This window comes from Paenibacillus sp. 276b (assembly GCF_900107875.1).
Lineage (GTDB): Bacteria > Bacillota > Bacilli > Paenibacillales > Paenibacillaceae > Paenibacillus > Paenibacillus marchantiae.
Genome location: NZ_FNRR01000008.1, coordinates 103,143 through 120,725 on the forward strand (window position 1 = coordinate 103,143; position 17,583 = coordinate 120,725).

A 17,583-nucleotide genomic window follows, 5' to 3' on the forward strand; every position below is an offset into this window, starting at 1 on the left:
GGGTGGAGCTTTTATGGAGGTTCATAGTATCCGTATCCACATCTATAACCTCTCCGCACACCCTTGCTAAACCTTCATCACCCCTGGCATGTGCGGTATTTTAAACATGGAGGTATCTCAGAGTCTCTTGATTAAACGCATATACATCCGTCTCTTCTTTTCTTAGTCTTAATTCGTTTCCACTCTCGTTTAACCAATTTGAACTCTATATGCTCGTTTTCGCATCTGGTACAATATCTCTTGGTTCCCCTTTTAATCGCCAAAAGATGCTCTAAGTACCAACTATCCAAAGCTACATTGTTGTGATAACTCTTAACCCATTTAGTTCTATTGATTCGATGAGATTCAATCTTCTCTTTTATCCTATTAAATGCATCTATATTATTTTTAGAGCCGTGATGTGGAACTGTGATTATCATACCTCTCTTAAACTTCGCTTTATTTACTTCTTCACCGTCTAAATTTGAATCGGCATTGAAAAGAATTGGGGGTATTTTTTTATTTTCTTTCCAGTTGGTACTGAAAACTAGAGATCGTTCATTCATTACTGTTTGTCTAGCTTGGGAAGCCAATTGCAAGAAAAATTGATTAGGGCTTGGATATCTTCTCAATCTAAGAATCTCTTTAGAATTTAACGCAATCAGTGGATCATTTTTATGTATTTTTAGAGGGACGTCTCTTTGGTATTGGAACCACCGGATTGGAATGTCGTTTTCTAATGCTATGTGTGCAATTCTAACTATGCTTTTATAATGACCAATGGTTTCGCTTATCCAGCCCGCTGCACCCTTAGACAGGTTCGTGAAGCTTAATTGAGACAATTGAAGTATCATAGAGGTTTCCCTACTAATTAATGAATCTTGATTTGAAAATTCTGTAAGATCATATTCGTCAAATGAGTGAATTAATTCGTTCATAAGCCTTAATTTGCGGAAGATATAAGCTTCAAAATCTTTTATGGTGAATACGCTCTCTTGTTCCCCACTCTCAAATTCACGTATCAGAGAGATTAAACTATTAAAGGTTTTAGTAATATCAGGCGCGCTTTTATTAAAGAAATATCCATACAAATAACCCCACTCAGCCGGAAGCCAGACTTCGTCACATTTATATTCACTTAAAAATGCATGTATTCCCGTGGCATGATCCTTATCCTGATGTGTACAAACAACCACATTCACTCTGTCACGTCTTACCGCATTCATAAAATGATTAGATATTGCTCCACCTTCACCTCCATCAACGAGAACAGTCTTCTTGCGCTTGTTTACTATCGTTTCAATATAAAAAGATTCTCCATTGTTCTTAAATTTAAATGCAATAAACTTAGGCACCGTGCATCAACCTCCTGAGAGTAAAATTCCATCCTAATTATTCGTCACCTCTCCTCATAGCTCCTTCTTCTTATTTAATCAAAAGTATTTTTGTATATTGGTTGTAAAAACGACTCAAGAATTACCTTTATATATGAAGGACGAACAAGCGGCCGCAAAATTCGATTTCCTAAAAAATATATGGAGGTTTTTTATATGACAGTAGCTCAACATATTCAATATTCACACAACGGGAAATTAGTGCACGCTATTAAAGCCGATTTAGGCGCCATTGTGCTTCGTAATATCGGGGCTACAGCTGTTGTTAACCAACCGAAATTCGGTGTCAACGGAACCTTCTTCAACCTTACAAATGGACAGTTGACTGGTATCGCTATGCAAAATGGCGCAAGAGTGCACACTAATGGACATCTCAATCAAGGACCATGTGGTACTGCGACTAAACGAGGTACCATGTATTGTTACAATGGCGGGAATGCCATCAGTACAGGTGTTGTCGGAGCATACACTGAAACGAGCTTGAGCAACATCAAATGGGCCATTGGTGGCTACAGTCTATTCCCGAATGTTTCATATGCTAACTCTGCTGCATTCTATACTGCTATTAATGGTACAGGCGACGCGAATGCATGTACTGACGCTAAAGCCAATACTCAAAATGCTTATCGCTTCAGCCCTAGCATCAACCGTCCACGTACTGCAATTGGTTGGGATGGATCAAAAATCTGGTTAGCTGTGTTCCAATCAGAGAATGCATATGAAGTACGTCAGTTCATGATTAACCGTGGTTGTAACTTGGCTATTATGCTGGACGGTGGAAGTTCTTCCCAAATGAAATATGCCGTTGTCCGTAATGGCAACCCTTCACCAGTGTCTTACGATCCGGGTAATGAACAACGCCCCGTTTACACTATGGTCGCCGTAGAAGCAACTGATTGGGTTTAAGGTTCGACGACACAAAGAAGCAGTCCCCCTATGAGGGACTGCTTCTTCTTTACGCTGTTCCTAGTCTGTTCCAGAGATAATCCATTTTCCATCCTTCTTCTCGAATACAAATAGAGCTATTCCAGGCTCTTGTTTTGTATCGTATTTTATTGTGGTTTCCACACTTCCAATATTTTCAGACATGAAGTTAATTGATTCAAGTTGAATACTTTCGACTTTCATAGGCGTTAAGGTCTTCATATGGTTCGGATTAAAGAGCTTCAGGAATTCCTCTTCGTTCCCTTCATTTCTATACTTTGTTGATAGATTTACTACTTTAATCATCTCCAGCTCGTCACCCTCATAACCAGCTTCATCAATGTATATACTTTGTTCCTCTTTGACTTGATCCTTTTCTTCTGTTTGAGCGGGCACTTGCTCAGTTGATTGAACAGGATCGGGTGCCTGCGCCTCGTCAGATCCACAACCAGCCATTAAGAGTACACTCAACACAAGGCTGCTAGCCAATAATGCTTTTTTTAAATTCATCCCAAAATCCCCCTATCTAAATTCACCTTCATTACAATAGACGCAAATAAATCCAGAAAGTTACATTTCAATCTCTTTAGACTACCAATTATAGAACACATGTACCAATCCTAAAAGTTAGGCTTGGAGAAACACAGACTCTGTTTCATGTTAGATCTATATAACATACTAATTACTCTTTCAAGACAGACAAAGAAGGAAATTATTAGACTCTCACAGAAATTAATTGTGAGGTGAATAACATGAAACATACATATAGAGTGCTGAAGGGAGACATAGATTTTTTTGTAGCTGCAATTAGGCAGGATCAGGTAACGGTTTGGCATGTCCAGGATGATCGGGAACACATCATTGATTATGGCGGTACGGTGGAGGCATTTAGTGGGGTTTCTATTAAAGTCGCGGGCAAAAGATACTTTCGTGATACATTTGAATTTAGAGCACAAAAATAGGAGCCGATTACCTGGCTCCTATTAATTCAATTAAATAGTTTTTTTATTAAATTTAACAAATCATAACCATACTCTTCAAGAATTAAGCTTACCCCTGCTAATCCAATAAATAAAAATACACATCCACAAAAAAAGCAAACAGTAATAGAACTAAAAGCACTAGAATTACCATAATGTTGACCGCAGTGCGGGCATACATAAGCATTTGTTGATATTGTTCTCTCGCATGATTCACAACTCATTAATTTACTAGCTGGCTTAAATTTATCAATAATATTCACTATCATCATATAAAAGCACATAAATGCAAAACAAAACATTACCAGAAGCATTATTATAGCTACTCCGGACATAAACACATCACTTAAATTGTCCATCTTCTCCCCCTAAACTCTGTATGTATTATATAAAATCTATAGACTCAATTGAGTCTATCAGATGAAAAAACAATCTTCCATATGTTTCTAAAAGCTTAGTAACTGAAAAGAGCGATACCTTTAAGGTATCGCTCTCCAAATACTAATTTAGATTCTTAATCAAGCCTTCATTATTGTTCCGCACATTACCCACTTCTTTAGGAACCTCATATGCTCGCATCTCAGAAGCTTGATATGGCTTCAAAAGGCCAAGTAAAGACTGAACATCGTCATTATCTCTTCCTAGCCATTCCTCCTCATCCTCGGGGCGCAGAATAACAGGCATTCGATTATGAATGTCTTCCATAAGGCTATTTGGTTCGGTTGTAATGATGGTGCACGTACTCAGTTTGTTGCCGTCTGGATCTGTCCAGGTATCGTACAGCCCAGCCAAAGAAAAGATGCTATTGTCCTTCATCAGAATGCGCATTGGTAGCTTTGCCGATCCTTCTTTGCGCCACTCATAAAATCCGTTCGTGGGGATGATACAGCGCTTAGAACTGATTAGGCGCTTGAAGGAAGTCTTTTCGGTTAACGTCTCTGCACGAGCATTGATCATCTTGTTACCGATCTTGTCATCCTTGGCCCAAACGGGGACCAGTCCCCATCGTAGCGAACCCAATCGATTACCATCTTTGCTGCCGATAATTGTCGGGATGTACTGCATCGGTGCTGCGTTATAGTTGGGGCGGTATTCAAATCCATCAACTATAGAAGCATGATACCTATCCATGATTGCATCTAAGGGGTCAGTGATCGTAAATCTACCACACATACAAAGCACCTCCTGTATTGTCCTTACAATATATAATCACACAATAAATTGCTCAAACACCGGTATACGTAGTAATCCGGATTTGGTCCAATTGCGCATTCTAACCCTAGCTCGTATTCGGGGCTCCAGGTAAACGTTATTCTTATCTTCACCTCTGATAAGCTGTGAACAAACTCCTCGGAATGCTTGCTTATGTTTTGTACTGGGTCCGTGCTCAATAATCCCTACCGGACGCATTCTGCCAGTTGGATCTGGTGCAGCAGCAAGCCACCCAAACTCAGATTTTTTGTATCCAATAATATACACATCAGCGAAGGACCAGTTTATGATCTTCAACCAAGCTTTGGACCGTCTGCTGACATACTGGCTGTCCTTCAACTTTCCTACCGTCCCCTCCATTCCCATTACCTCAATCTGGTTGTAAAGTGCCTCTCCTGAGCTTTCTATATACGGTACCAGTCCAAAACTACTTGAGGGTAATTTAAGGCTGTGTAGAATCGCTTTACGATCCATAAGGGACAGCTTGCGAAGGTCCCGACCTTTGTACTGAAGAATATCAAATATGGCGAAAGTTGCAGGCAAAGTTTTGGTGAGAAGTTGTATCTTGCTAGTCTGTTTGGTGCTGAATCGACTCATTACACCCTCAAAGTCGTTCAGACCTGTTGCTGGATCTGTGCAAGCGACCTCGCCGTCCAGGATGATGTCAGATTCAAAGGGCAATATCAACTCAGGATACTGACTGGTGCAATCGTTGTGGTGTCTTGTATATAACCGGACTGATCCGGATTGTTGCGAATATAACAACCGATGTCCATCAACCTTAGGTTCAAAAATATAATCCGAGTGGCTGAATGGCTCGGGTGCTGTCTCTAATAACATAGGGCTAATAAACATAAAAACACCTCATCCCCATTATAGCCCTTTGGCATAAAGGTTTGAGGCGGTAATTCTTGGAGCTTAGATTATAAATAAACACCTACTCGCGAAGCATTGATAAATCCCACACCGTTTTATATTAGTTCTGTGATATCTACCTTCATATAATCAGTGAGGAGCAGTGTGACATCAACTTTAACTTTACTCCAGTGCAGGTCCATCTTGTGTTTGTACTCCTTATTCGAGTACTTCACAATTAATCCAAGATCTGATTTAGTTTGTTCGATGATTATTATCTTGTTGTCCTTTAAGTTCTTCTTACATTGGTACATATCTAATGAGATCTTAGCCTGCAGGTTATCTAAGTATTGAAGATATACAGACTTCATTTTAACGTTAGAGCCTGCTATCTTTTTCTTGTCATTTTCTACGGTGCTCATCAAGAAAGGATATATAGTATGTTTTTTTACCAGAGCAAGTTCTTCAGCAGTCTCCCTCATAATCCATATCACCTTCTTCAAGTTTCACCGAAACCATTTGGTCATAGTCTAAAGTTTCAAACCCAGTATCCGTCTCCACTTTGAACTTCTTTCCAAAATCCTTTACGGAAGTAACAATTCCCTTAACGTATTTGTTACCCCTCTCATGGAATAGTTCTATGCTTGCTACTAAAGTTTAATTCAACGACATCCGTAGATTCTGAGCAATGATTTCCCACTCATCTTCATGAATCAGTGGTTTCGCTTGAACATGAATTTGAGTACGATGCTGTATAATTCGTTCTTTATGTTGTGGAAGCATCATGCGGCTCGATTCCCATAATCCATTGGCCTCCAGTTTTTTGCTCATTTGTAATGCCCCCCAATTTTAGATGCTCTATCGATCGCTTGACCCGCAGCCGTAATGGAGCTCGCTCGCAGAATGGAGATGTCGCCAAATCGATCCTTAATGTCGTCCATCACCTGATCAATGGCTCGTTTCTGCTCTTGATCATCAAAGAAAGAGAGTTGATATGTATCCGCGTTGGATAATTGAGACAGGGATACGCCTACACGGCGCACAGGTTGCCCATCCCAATGTTGATGGAATATGCGTTTGGAAAACTTGCACACATCAACGGTTATGTTTGTAGGATCAGACAGTTTAACCTGCCTGTGAAAACCAGTGGGGTGATCAAAATCTGCTCCCGATACACTTACAGAAATGACACTACCCATCAGCCCCTTTTTACGGGCTCTTCTGCACACTTCTGTACAGATATCGAGAATAACCACTTCAATCTCCCATGCTTCTGTAAAATCTCTGGGCAGGGTCATTCCGTTTCCAATATCCTTTTGTGTACTGTGTGTGTTGACGGTTACCGGCGAATTGTCGAGTCCATTGGCAACTCTCCAGATGACTTCTCCATTAACACCCCATTTGCTTCTTAATTTGGAAAGAGGCGTATTCGCCAAGTCTTTAATGGTTCGGATACCCATCTTCCACAGATGCTTTTCCATCCTTGAACCGATCCCCCACATATCTCGGATAGGTTTTTGGCCAATATGTTTATGCAGCTCATCTTTTTTTAAATGGAATACGCCTCCTTCCACCTTTTTTGCGATCATATCACAGCAAAGCTTACTAATTATTTTGTTCTCCCCAATGCCAGCCCTGGCATAGACGCCGGTAGCATTAAAGATTTTGTCTTGAATCTGTTTTGCCAAGTCCACTGGATCATTCGCAAACAGATGAAGTGAGCCTGTCACGTCAATAAACATCTCGTCAATACTATATGGCTCTACTTGGTCTGAAAACTCCTCCATAATACTCATAATTTGAGTCGAAACTTCAATGTATTCCTGCATATGTGGTCTAACAATAATTAACTCGGGACACTTCTGAAGGGATTGCCAAAGTGGTTCAGCAGTCGACACACCCTTAGCTTTTGCCAAAGGACAAGCTGCCAATATGATACCAGATCGTCTTGCAGGATCTCCCGCTACTGCTAGAGGCTTATCCCGATATTCAGGCATCTTTGCCTTCTCAACGGATGCATAAAAGCTCTGCATATCAATTAACATGATTGTTCTTTGCTTAGCCATCATTTTTCACTCCCGCACAAAAAAATAAGAACACTTGTTTGCTCTTATTATATAACGAACACACGTTCTTTATGCAAGAGGTAAATATTTATAATACCAGAAGGACTCCAATCTTATGTATTTAACACCATTGAACCCTTACATATAAAAAATTATTTTGTGCAGACTAACCTCCGGTTAAAGAATTGCTAAAAAAGGAGCTAACATAATTATGAAACCATATTTTACTGGTTATATCCCAAGTCCACTCGATAAGAGAGACATTTCTATGGAAGCATTTCTACCCACTTTTAATATTGCTGAACAAGTAGACTATACCAATGATATGTCACCAATACGCCCTCAAGGTAATGAAGGTACCTGTGTTGCATTTGCGGCGGTGGTCGGAGTCAAAGAGTACCAAGAGAAGAAAGAGCATGAACACACAATTGAGCTCTCCCCCCGTTATCTATATCAAAAGTGTAAAGAGCTTGATGGAATTCCAGATGAAGAAGGAACTTACCCCCGCGTTGCAGTGAAAGTATTATATGATCAAGGATGCTGCGAAGAGTCCTATTGGCCTTACATCGCTTGTGAACTAGGTACTCCGCAAATAGGAGCGGATGAGAATGCCGCTAAGTATCGAATAAAAGCGTTCGCTAGCCTAAATTCCATCTCCTCAATGAAGCGCAGTCTTGTCATTAACGGCCCGTTTATTGCAGGTGTGGTTGTTTTTGAAGAGTCTTGGTTTAACGAGCAAACTGATCGTACTGGAGTTATCGGTATGCCACCGGAAGACTTAATTTCAAATGGTGGTCATGCTATCTGTATCGTTGGATATGACAATACCACCAAACGTTTCAAGTTCAAGAATTCATGGGGAGATGGATGGGGAGAACGTGGATACGGATACTTGCCTTATGAGTACATGAAAAGATATTGTACTGAGGCTTGGAGTTCTACCGATCTGATTGATAATCCGGAAGCGATTATTAAAGCTAAAGAAAATATTCTTGATCGTTTTGATGAAGATTATGTCGTCCCCCGTACAGATAAATTAGGAATTACGTACCATTAGTCAGGAGACACTATGATCATTCTTACCGATGAAAACACCGGTGCCCACATTAGTTTAAAAACAGGAGAACAAATGCGTATTGACTTACGCTCCAACATCTCAACCGGTTACAAATGGCTAGAAGAAGAACTGCCGGACATAGAAACTTTATCTCTGGACAACTCTAGATCCCTGGGTGGCAACTCCAAACTAATTGGCAGTTCAAATACTCGCTCCTGGCTGTTTTCAGCCACAGGCCACGGTTCGGGTAGAATTGCTTTGGTCTACACACAGCCCTGGGACGTGAACGCTGAAAAAAAGTGGTTTAAAATTACGTTCGAAGTAACTTAGAAACTTAAATAATATAGTACTGCATAAATAAACGGCGATTGTTTCTCTACGCATGTAGGAATCAATCGCCGTCTCTTCGCTCTTCAGCTTATTTTTGTTGTAATTAATGACTGCTCGGCATTATTCAAGTATATTTCTATAAACTTTTCTTTGGATACGTTCTACTACAATGTTAAATGGAAGGTTTCTATTCTCATTTTGGCTCAGTGATGCAGTAGAATGTTTAATGACATTAAGGTCACCGGCACAAGTATGGGAAGCAAGCACATCGTTGCGTATCGAAATATGTTTCTTAGCTACTCTTCTCAATACGTCTAAGTACATAAGAGGCTAATGTAAAAAGGTCGACAGCATCTTCTTCAGGCAAGTTCCATTCATATCGTGCAGCATGAGCAGTTGTATTCCTGAATGTACCAAACAACCCCTTGGTTAGATTCACAAATCCCTTTTGCTCGCTTTTTTCAGATTCCGTTTCAAAAGGATTAATTTTCAACATAGGAGAACTTCCTGAAAAAGCTGCCTCCACCAGCGTTGCTCCATCACTAGTCAAACCAGTTTTTGCTCTAATCATAGATGCAATGCTCTTTGTTGCCTCTAGGACGGCATGAAAATAATTGTCCTCAAGCAGCTCTGCTTTGCAAAATTTCAAAAGATGGCTATGGAGATTCCTACTAGCAATTGTCTCTTTTAAATTTGACGCGCGCGATTCAGCTTCAGAGAGAGTCTTGGCAGCTTTTACCGTATGAAAACATCCATCTTCTTTAAATTCAAGTCCTTGGAACAAAAGAACCGTATTAATCTTTTCGATTATACCTCGATAAAACTTCAATTCACCTACAAATCGTGCAGGATTTAAAGCTTTTGATATAAATGTTAGGACACAGTTACCCATTCCACTCTCGTTTTGCTCGGTAATTAGAGCATTATACAGACGTCTCCACTTTGTAATATTTGGGTCAACATCTTTTATTTTTGAATCTCTTAAACACTGCTCAATCTGTGAGCCGGTCAATCCAGTATTAGTATCGGCAATAATTTTACATAAGGATTCTAGTTGCCCTTCGTTGAACATCTTTCTTTTCTTATCTTTCATAATGTAACGTCCCTCGTTTCTCATAGTAATGAACTTGTGTGCGTGGATCTCTAAATTATGTATGATAATTAATATTTTTTCGCTATTTTTAGTTTGACACTATTGTTGGTTTATCGAAAGGGCGAAAGTATTACGACATGACCAAACACTCTGGCTAGAAGAAGGGTACGATGATCAGTGCCTGGTAAATATGTGTAGTCATAGGGGGCCAATGACCTTTAAAATGACCAAAAAAACGTAAAGAAGAGCTGCTAACAAACAGTCTTCTTTACGTATTGCGTGGACCACGTAAGATAAATGGAGTGAGCTATTCATACCCTGTCGATACACATCTCTTAAGATTAAACTATGCTTATTACTTATTATATACTTCAGCTACCCATTCAGGGTGGTCAATAAAAGGATTCCGGTTGTGTTGATATTTTTCGAAAATCACATTATTCCTTCTTCTTTCGAAATCATCCACTGGGTCTTCCTCATGCCATTTTAATAATGTTGAAAGTTTACCATGCTGAGGTTCACTATTATCCATCGGGCTTGAGTCAACCACTTTCAAATCCATTCTATCGGTATCTTCATACCTGGTATCCATGTATAAGATTATCCGGGCAATATCGCCTTTAACTTCATCTCTCGGTTCCCAAGAATCTGCATCCCATTTAGTGTCAGGTGCGCGATTCCCATTATAGTCGTCAGCCGATTCATCAAAGTTCCTATGTCCTCTATCTCTATTCACGTCAGGATCTTCAGGCTTAAGATTATGCAAATCAGATCCAATACCTCTCGTACGGCCGAATTCACCATGGTACTGAGCCCAAACATGTTCTTTGTTCCATTGGCTTCCATGGTTTGATTTCGATACAGAACGGCCAGCATATAAAAGCATGACTTTACTTGGGTCATTTGGGTCCTGATCGGTATCGCCTAATGCATCCCACATTTGCTGGCCTCGATAATCGATCACATCTTGTTTGCTGATTATCTCGTGTAGAATTTGCTTCAACTCCGCACCGGTCTTTCCTACCGCTTCTTTATAATAATTGTCTACCTCCGTGTTTAACACCCTAATATTACCTCTGCTCTGGTCTAAATTCCTTACATTAGATTGTTCTGGAACAGTCTTCATTTTAGGTTCGGTGGCATTGTGCTGATTAGTATTTGAGTTACACCCCGTAATTAAAAGTACCATCATTAAAATTAAAACATAAATTTTCTTGATCAACTGTATTGCTCCCATCATGGTTTTATGACCTATAATCTTTCCATGAACTTTTGGGGGTATTCAATTACAGTTTGGTTAGTACTGGGAGAGTATCCTATGTGTTGATGTTACTTATTTTTTTTCAACCACAAAATTATAAAAATTATACATTTCATTTCAGTTTAGTAAGTGTTAGAACTTCAGCAGTCAGAAAATTATTCCTACATTTCTCTTGAATAGAGTAACCCTATTTTTCGGAACCATTATAAGCAAAGCTTCCCATATTCTCAAACTTGCCTCCTCATATTCCTCGTGGTTAAGCGGAAGTTGAGCACTATATTCTTCCAAAATGCTTACAAGGGATTTACACATCTCATTGTAACCGGCGTATGTCTCTTTAATTGAGGGAAACTTATCGTTACGAATACTGTGAACAAGAACTGCAGTACACAGATCAACGAAATGCTCATATCTCTTTACATCATTGTAACCGTTTTGTGAGGTAGTCTGTTCCACAAAATAATCATTGGACCACAGCGGCTTTAACGCTCTTTGGATTATCTCTTCTGAACTACCTATCCCGGTTTGTCTGTATTTTCCGTCGGCAGATGAATATGCACTATATTCATCAATTAACTTAAAAGCAAAATGCTTAAGGGTAAATAATTCGTTGTTGATTTTTTCCTTAGTAGCATCATCTAAAGCTATATAATTCTTCGCATGAGTCAGTTCATGATGGAATGTATTTTTAAAGGCTAGCCAATCTTGATCTGTTATTGGTTCACTCGTGTCCAGGGTTTCCTGAATTCCAACTATCACTAAACTCTTGAAACGATCATACCTCCCATTTCGAATAGTCATGTCGGCGTTAAACTCTACTTTTACAGCACCAACTAAAGAGAATTCATTCAAGATTTGATTCACATAAAGCCGAATTCTCTTCTTTCTTTTGTTTGCTTCATAGTTCTTAAGAACACGATTAAAAACACTCATTACCTCACTCCTTCTGTATAAATACTAATTTCGAATATATCCCCACTAATACTTTTTATCGTCATAAGTTGGAGTAAATCTTTATACACATCGCATTCTAAGTATCTAGATATGTACTGTGCTATCTAATTCAATAAGATCATGGTACCTGGGATTAGTATTAATCCATTTTTCCATCACTGGATGTTGATCCGGTGCAACCCTCAAATTGCTTCTGCCCTCGCCAGCTTGCCTTAAAGATTCAAACACCGAATGATCCATTGTATCCCGCCTTATAATATGTCTAATGTAGTTGTGCAGCTCTGTGTAACAGATCCACAAATATCCCCTAGTTTTCGTAGCTCTTGGAATGAGGTGTTACAAATGCGAAAACTATTTCAAGAACAAGTACTATGTATCATGAGAACCCTTAACATTTATGGTGATTTTATAAATAATACCGTATTCATAATATGATAAAAATGTAAATCTCGAAATACATTTTCTCTTATTATTTTAATCTTCTCATGTATTTTAAAAAAATATTTAAAAGTGGTTGTATATTCTTATGCCAATTTACCTTTATTGAAGTAAGCAACCCCATGTCAGTTCAAAATTGCACATGGGGTTGCTTATTAGTGCCCGACAGATTAACCTATCTAATCTGCCTAAAGGCTCAATGTTAAGTATATTTAGTTATTGGCTAATTTACTAAATAAAAGCGTCGAACGCCTCAAGACGATTGGACCAAGATAAATATCTCTCCGTCAATTCAGCTTTATCTTTCTCAACTTTTCATCTACTCACTATTTTTATAAGATGTGTTCTTCTTTATAAATGTCGATCAAATGAAAAATCAATGCAAAGTTTTGTTTACATGACCTACTTGACACTCCCACCCTAAAGGGGCAAGGTCACTAAAGTGACTGGGATTCTTAGCTACCTTAACCTCCTCATTTCATTTCTGCTTTAGACAGGTGCTAAGATTGGGGAATGCCATTGCCCCTCCTAAGACAGTGCATATAGCATCTTAGGCTGATCGACTGTTACCGCCAATCACAGTTGCGTAGCGAATATTCATCGCCCCAACGATATCACGATGTTTCTTGAATCCACATGGGCACGTATATCTTCTATCTTGTGCCTTGTTCTTTTTTGAACATTCTGGGCATGTTTTACTTGTATTTACAGGATTCACATATTCCACTTTGATTCCCGTCATATTTGCTTTGTATTCAATGAAATGTGCCAAACGGTAGAATGACCATGTGTGTAGATTCTTTTTGTTTTTACGACTTGTTCTTGTCGTCTGTCTAATATTCGTTAGTTGCTCTAAACGAATGACAGATACCTTATTCTCGACTGCGAAATTAACAATTTCACGACTAACTTTGTGGTCTTTGTCTTTCATCCAGCGTTGTTCTTTATCTTGTAACTTGCGAATAACGTTCACTTTCATTTGTTTTCCTAGCTTTTTACGAACACTACGAAACTTCCTTTTCTTGTATTTGTTTTCTCGCCCATTCCCAAAGAAGCGAGCTTGATCATCATCTGTGATGGCTACGGCAGGAACTTTCAGCCCCAAATCAACGCCCAAAATCCGAATCCCCTTCTTTTCAACTGTTGGAATGGTGACAGCAATTTGGGCTACCCACTTTCCTGAACATTTCGTGACACGGAGCGTACCCAGTTTGTGCTTCAAAAGGTTAACGTTTCGATTGTCTTTGTCGATAAATAAAGCACGAATTTTTACACGATTAGATTTACCCTCTACCATGAATGGAATTGAAATGTGCGTGAAGTCAAAAGAATAGTTTTGGTTATTCCATACGCAAATCGGTCTCTTCAGAGTCGGTATGATTGTGTATTTACTTTTCTTAACTTTGGTAATGAATACACTTCTCGCATCTTTAATCGCTTGATTTTTTACTGCACTTGGTAGATTAGCAAAAACGTCTTTTGTTGTCTTCTTAACACTTTTCTTTTCTTCTACCATCTCGGCCACGAGTGCATTAACAACTCGGATATATTCGTTACTACTTTGTTTCAATAGTAGGATCTGCTCTTTAGACGGTAGCAGCTTTATTTTAACCGTTATGGTCTGAGATATTTACTTCACCCCCTTATATTCATGTCTATTCCATTCAAAACGAAAAGCCATCAATCATTGCTCCTTCTTTTTCATGTCCCCACGATCTTCCTTATGTAACACTAGATTGTTTGTGTCACACAATGAAGTGACACAAACAATAAACTTCATATAACTGTTAATTAATGTGCTTTTAATCTAATGTTTGAGGACAAGTAGAATGATATCACTGATTTAGGATTTGAAAAGCTCACGGAAAAATAATATTACTTTAATCGAACATTGGATCACCTAAAATTAATTGAGTGTCCGTTAAATCACTCGTAATAGCGATTCTAATTTTCTTCTTCCCTTTAAGATCTACAGTAAATTTCTTAACGCCGTCTGTTGGCCGAATGTTCGTTGTGAAGAATGAAATTTCTTTCTTCCCATCAATTTCTAAAAAGCGAACCTCTACCGGTTCATTCACATTTGTAGGACTATTTTTTACCGATGTTGGAGCAGTTTTCTTAACACCCATAAACAAGTTTAGTGTCTCAAAACTCTCTCCACCAAAATCAATGGTTGTACGTGCTGACTTTCCTTTTAATATCCCACCTTGGGCGAAAGAAACTGTACCAATCTGAAGATCAGATTGTACCGTGGACAAAAGGAGCTTGCTATCGATTGTTCCCGGAAAATCAACTAGTGAAATCGGTCTTACTGGAGCTTCAACTGGATTCAATGGCTGATTGGGATCGATACCACTATCAGGTTCAGTTAAAGTTATGGATTTAACACTATTATCCCAATCCACTTCCCATCCCACCGTCTCACTAATTGCTCTAAGTGGTACATAAACACTGCCCTCTATCATTACAGGTTCCACCTTCTTACCTTGTTCATTTCTTAGCGTTAGTTCTTGGCCATCTTTTATTACTTTAATATGGCTCTCAATAGTCGCTTGAATAGAAGTGATTGTTTTTGCAAATGCCGATCCTGCGATAAGTAGTGATACAACTGCTGTAAGTAAGCCAGCATTAATAAACTTTTTTTTATAATTCATTTTGTGATGCCTCCTCAAAATTTGTTTGCTTCAAACCATCACCGGCATGCCTAAATACTCGGCCATTATATCGTGCAGATTCATTTTCCAATCCTTACTTAACATATCTGATGGCAGTGTACCAATCACAGGTATCCCCAATACTTCTTCCCAAGGTAACTGTTCTTTGGTACCACCTTGAATGAGAATCCCTACTTTCCGCCACTCATTCCCCATTTTCTTCAAATGAGACATCTGCATGTCAGCCATACCTAGATGATAGGAGGTGTTTTGTACAACCCATATAGACTTCGTACACCACTCATGCGAAGCCATTAATATCAAAGGTGAACTTTGACTCTGTAAATCTGCCAATATGGTCTTTCCTCCAAATGCACGTTCCGCTCTGACCAGCCATTCCTTTACCAACGTGTCATTAAACGGCTTTTTGACAGAATAAATCCACGGTGAGCAAAGATACTTGTCTTTACATACCGCCAATTCTTCCATGCCGTCCGGGCTGTCAGCAATGGTATAAGAAGGATGCAAACCAAGTCTGCCTGCAATTTGACCATAGCTATACGATATCTCAGCTACGCCGAGTGCATTAACAGCTGCTCCTTCAGCAAGATCTACCACGATGGATGTAGTACCAGCTCCACCTTTTGGTGAATAAAAAAGGACCCTATGAGGCATTGGGTATGCAAAAACAGTATGATTAGTTACTCTCTCTATCTCTTCATTCTTCATTTTCTCCACCTGGTCAGGAGAAGATGTTTGTAAAATAAACTCAGTCTGGTTTGCTTTGCGAAAAATATTTTGAAAAAATGGCTTTCTCTTTGTTGGTTTTGGAACGGCAGGTTCAGGAGTTTCAAGAACAGCAATAGTTTGTGAAGTTTCCCTACTCTCTTTAGCACTCTCTTCTGGATTGTGTAAGAACTCCTCTTTGACTGTTGCAACTCCAGCATCTTCTACCACTCTCGACATTAGAAAGCTCTTTTTTGCAATCGGCTCCTCCATTGAGATGACTGCTGACGGTTTACTGTTTTCATCAGGTTGGTTCTTCTTCTCTGATTGATTGGATTGCTGAACTTCATGCTCTACCTGAACAGACTCAACCGGTTCTTCATCCTGGTAATCGATTGTATCTTGGCGTGTACGCGGCACCTTTATTAACCGTTCAATGTCTGCTGAAGTAACATTATTTTTAGCTAGAAAGTTGTAAAAGCCTTTTTCAATCATTTTCTTATACAATCGAGTATTCTTACGTTCGAAGAGCATCATCACTAGTCTTACGCCTACCATATCCTTATACTCCGTAACAATTTGATTGATTTTAAGTTCACGTAGAGTGGACTCTTCTTTTGGCATCACCCCTTCTTCAATAAAGATTACTTCGGGGTGATTTAGCGTCTCCAGAGACATCACATCCTGGAAAGAACTTGTACTTGCAACAATCTGTATTCCCCCAAATGAAGTGATCAGTTCCACCAGATTTGAATCCTTGGCTACAATTGCTACTTTTGTACCTGTTTTGAGTTTCTTCGATTGATTATTGTCCGGAGATGTACTGATTACTTCCGTTTCTTGTTTACTATCTTCTGTCTCTTCGTTCATTGAAGTTATCGCTAATCCTAGGGAAGTAATCCATTTTTTTGCGGCATCCCTAAAATCACGATGATGACCGGAGTACACTAAGCTAGGTAGCGGTAAGGAGCTAACCTGGCTAAAAAAGGAGATACTTTCTTCAATCACAACTCCATCAATTTTGGCACCATGGATATATTCCAGAGCTGTATTCCAACTAGTCAATGGTTGTGATATCTGTAGTTGAGCATTAAGTTCGATCAGTGCAGCAGAGATTCTATCGTAATTTGCTTGCTTACAAATGACAGCTATGTGCATAAGTTACCCTCCCTCTTCATTTAAATGCTCTTATGCCTTAATACAAAAAAAGAGTGACGGGATTCCGTCACTCTTCGTGATAATAATCAGAAATAATTTCTTATGGTTACGGCTACGTAATCCATGTAATCTACCGCTTTCCCAAGATCGCCAAGAACGAGCAGAATTGCAAACCCTAGGACTAAGGAAAGTCCACCTGCAGCTAGAAGCTTCTTCGAAAATATCCCGCCGACACAAAGCAATATGCCGAAAATTAAACAAAAGAAGAAAAGAGGATAAGCCAGCTTTCCTCCAACCGTTTGAGTGTCACCCGTAAGGGAATCCATCGCACTAGAGAAACGACCTCCGTCTACTGTAGATATATCTAATTCTTTTTTGGTATTGGTTGAAGGTATGCTTAAACCGGATTCAGCAAACGCCGGCACCGCAAATACAAACATTAAAATCGTGATTACTGTTAGAATAATAACTTTTTTGTACATGTGAATTACTCATCCCTTCT

19 protein-coding genes are annotated in these 17,583 nt (G+C 39.2%); 4 read left to right on the forward strand and 15 right to left on the reverse strand.

The features are described 5' to 3' along the window. Window positions 1–131: 131 nt before the first annotated feature. Entirely contained in the window at window positions 132–1,334 is a 1,203-nt protein-coding gene (locus BLV50_RS27425; protein WP_090810996.1) for an MBL fold metallo-hydrolase, read from the reverse strand. Window positions 1,335–1,574: 240 nt separating this feature from the next. Between BLV50_RS27425 and BLV50_RS27430 the strand changes: the two genes are divergently transcribed. Then, window positions 1,575–2,279 (forward strand): phosphodiester glycosidase family protein, encoded by a 705-nt coding sequence (locus tag BLV50_RS27430; RefSeq protein WP_177031277.1) that lies wholly within the window; start codon window positions 1,575–1,577, stop codon window positions 2,277–2,279. Window positions 2,280–2,339: 60 nt separating this feature from the next. Here the strand turns inward: BLV50_RS27430 and BLV50_RS27435 are convergent, their stop codons facing one another. Then, on the reverse strand, window positions 2,340–2,807 hold the full coding sequence (locus tag BLV50_RS27435; RefSeq protein WP_079696873.1) for a hypothetical protein: 468 nt from the start codon (window positions 2,805–2,807) through the stop codon (window positions 2,340–2,342). Window positions 2,808–3,049: 242 nt separating this feature from the next. Here BLV50_RS27435 and BLV50_RS27440 point away from each other — a divergent pair, with 242 nt between their 5' ends. Next, window positions 3,050–3,259, forward strand: coding sequence for a hypothetical protein (locus BLV50_RS27440; protein ID WP_090811002.1), 210 nt, complete (start codon window positions 3,050–3,052; stop codon window positions 3,257–3,259). Between the two features lie 26 nt (window positions 3,260–3,285). Here the strand turns inward: BLV50_RS27440 and BLV50_RS27445 are convergent, their stop codons facing one another. The 6 genes from BLV50_RS27445 to BLV50_RS27465 all read right to left on the reverse strand — a co-directional run bounded on the left by BLV50_RS27445 (window position 3,286) and on the right by BLV50_RS27465 (window position 7,410). Then, a complete protein-coding gene (locus tag BLV50_RS27445) occupies window positions 3,286–3,636 on the reverse strand; it encodes a hypothetical protein (protein ID WP_090811004.1) in 351 nt (116 codons plus the stop codon). Between the two features lie 142 nt (window positions 3,637–3,778). Further along, window positions 3,779–4,450 (reverse strand): SOS response-associated peptidase, encoded by a 672-nt coding sequence (locus tag BLV50_RS27450; RefSeq protein ID WP_090811006.1) that lies wholly within the window; start codon window positions 4,448–4,450, stop codon window positions 3,779–3,781. A gap of 36 nt (window positions 4,451–4,486) precedes the next feature. Then, entirely contained in the window at window positions 4,487–5,344 is an 858-nt protein-coding gene (locus BLV50_RS27455; RefSeq protein ID WP_090811008.1) for an ATP-dependent DNA ligase, read from the reverse strand. A 116-nt stretch (window positions 5,345–5,460) separates the two neighbouring features. Beyond that, window positions 5,461–5,826 carry a YhjD family protein gene (locus tag BLV50_RS27460; protein ID WP_090811010.1) on the reverse strand — a complete coding sequence of 122 codons (366 nt, stop codon included), beginning with the start codon at window positions 5,824–5,826 and terminating at the stop codon, window positions 5,461–5,463. Window positions 5,827–6,001: 175 nt separating this feature from the next. Then, window positions 6,002–6,175, reverse strand: a complete 174-nt coding sequence (locus tag BLV50_RS32570) for a YolD-like family protein (protein ID WP_143038160.1) — start codon at window positions 6,173–6,175, stop codon at window positions 6,002–6,004. Beyond that, window positions 6,172–7,410, reverse strand: coding sequence for a DNA polymerase IV (locus tag BLV50_RS27465; protein WP_246318039.1), 1,239 nt, complete (start codon window positions 7,408–7,410; stop codon window positions 6,172–6,174). The genes BLV50_RS32570 and BLV50_RS27465 overlap by 4 nt, the downstream gene beginning before the upstream one ends. Window positions 7,411–7,621: 211 nt before the next feature. Between BLV50_RS27465 and BLV50_RS27470 the strand changes: the two genes are divergently transcribed. After that, entirely contained in the window at window positions 7,622–8,467 is an 846-nt protein-coding gene (locus tag BLV50_RS27470; protein WP_090811014.1) for a C1 family peptidase, read from the forward strand. A 12-nt stretch (window positions 8,468–8,479) separates the two neighbouring features. After that, complete coding sequence (locus BLV50_RS27475) at window positions 8,480–8,797, forward strand: protease inhibitor I42 family protein (RefSeq protein WP_090811016.1); 318 nt, start codon at window positions 8,480–8,482, stop codon at window positions 8,795–8,797. 292 nt (window positions 8,798–9,089) lie between these two features. Here BLV50_RS27475 and BLV50_RS27480 read toward each other — a convergent pair whose 3' ends face one another. From BLV50_RS27480 to BLV50_RS27510, 7 genes are all read right to left on the reverse strand, one after another. Beyond that, entirely contained in the window at window positions 9,090–9,890 is an 801-nt protein-coding gene (locus tag BLV50_RS27480) for a TIGR02391 family protein (protein ID WP_090811018.1), read from the reverse strand. A 355-nt stretch (window positions 9,891–10,245) separates the two neighbouring features. Continuing rightward, window positions 10,246–11,112, reverse strand: a complete 867-nt coding sequence (locus tag BLV50_RS27485) for an endonuclease I family protein (protein WP_175381772.1) — start codon at window positions 11,110–11,112, stop codon at window positions 10,246–10,248. 186 nt (window positions 11,113–11,298) lie between these two features. Beyond that, window positions 11,299–12,084: a hypothetical protein gene (locus BLV50_RS27490; RefSeq protein WP_090811022.1), complete on the reverse strand. Its 786-nt coding sequence runs from the start codon at window positions 12,082–12,084 to the stop codon at window positions 11,299–11,301. 1,009 nt (window positions 12,085–13,093) lie between these two features. Continuing rightward, complete coding sequence (locus tag BLV50_RS27495; RefSeq protein ID WP_090811024.1) at window positions 13,094–14,173, reverse strand: RNA-guided endonuclease InsQ/TnpB family protein; 1,080 nt, start codon at window positions 14,171–14,173, stop codon at window positions 13,094–13,096. A gap of 250 nt (window positions 14,174–14,423) precedes the next feature. Then, on the reverse strand, window positions 14,424–15,197 hold the full coding sequence (locus tag BLV50_RS27500; protein ID WP_090811026.1) for a stalk domain-containing protein: 774 nt from the start codon (window positions 15,195–15,197) through the stop codon (window positions 14,424–14,426). Window positions 15,198–15,227: 30 nt separating this feature from the next. Continuing rightward, on the reverse strand, window positions 15,228–17,081 hold the full coding sequence (locus BLV50_RS27505) for a hypothetical protein (protein ID WP_090811028.1): 1,854 nt from the start codon (window positions 17,079–17,081) through the stop codon (window positions 15,228–15,230). Window positions 17,082–17,167: 86 nt separating this feature from the next. Then, window positions 17,168–17,563, reverse strand: a complete 396-nt coding sequence (locus BLV50_RS27510) for a hypothetical protein (protein ID WP_079696847.1) — start codon at window positions 17,561–17,563, stop codon at window positions 17,168–17,170. Window positions 17,564–17,583: the final 20 nt, after the last annotated feature.

Coding starts and splice junctions, on each gene's coding strand:
- BLV50_RS32570 (WP_143038160.1), bottom strand. CDS start 6,175: ATGAGCAAAAAACTGGAGGCCAATGGATTATGGGAATCGAGCCGCATG.
- BLV50_RS27475 (WP_090811016.1), top strand. CDS start 8,480: ATGATCATTCTTACCGATGAAAACACCGGTGCCCACATTAGTTTAAAA.
- BLV50_RS27490 (WP_090811022.1), bottom strand. CDS start 12,084: ATGAGTGTTTTTAATCGTGTTCTTAAGAACTATGAAGCAAACAAAAGA.
- BLV50_RS27500 (WP_090811026.1), bottom strand. CDS start 15,197: ATGAATTATAAAAAAAAGTTTATTAATGCTGGCTTACTTACAGCAGTT.
- BLV50_RS27435 (WP_079696873.1), bottom strand. CDS start 2,807: ATGAATTTAAAAAAAGCATTATTGGCTAGCAGCCTTGTGTTGAGTGTA.
- BLV50_RS27510 (WP_079696847.1), bottom strand. CDS start 17,563: ATGTACAAAAAAGTTATTATTCTAACAGTAATCACGATTTTAATGTTT.
- BLV50_RS27505 (WP_090811028.1), bottom strand. CDS start 17,081: ATGCACATAGCTGTCATTTGTAAGCAAGCAAATTACGATAGAATCTCT.
- BLV50_RS27465 (WP_246318039.1), bottom strand. CDS start 7,410: ATGGCTAAGCAAAGAACAATCATGTTAATTGATATGCAGAGCTTTTAT.
- BLV50_RS27455 (WP_090811008.1), bottom strand. CDS start 5,344: ATGTTTATTAGCCCTATGTTATTAGAGACAGCACCCGAGCCATTCAGC.
- BLV50_RS27445 (WP_090811004.1), bottom strand. CDS start 3,636: ATGGACAATTTAAGTGATGTGTTTATGTCCGGAGTAGCTATAATAATG.
- BLV50_RS27460 (WP_090811010.1), bottom strand. CDS start 5,826: ATGAGGGAGACTGCTGAAGAACTTGCTCTGGTAAAAAAACATACTATA.
- BLV50_RS27440 (WP_090811002.1), top strand. CDS start 3,050: ATGAAACATACATATAGAGTGCTGAAGGGAGACATAGATTTTTTTGTA.
- BLV50_RS27480 (WP_090811018.1), bottom strand. CDS start 9,890: ATGAAAGATAAGAAAAGAAAGATGTTCAACGAAGGGCAACTAGAATCC.
- BLV50_RS27450 (WP_090811006.1), bottom strand. CDS start 4,450: ATGTGTGGTAGATTTACGATCACTGACCCCTTAGATGCAATCATGGAT.
- BLV50_RS27470 (WP_090811014.1), top strand. CDS start 7,622: ATGAAACCATATTTTACTGGTTATATCCCAAGTCCACTCGATAAGAGA.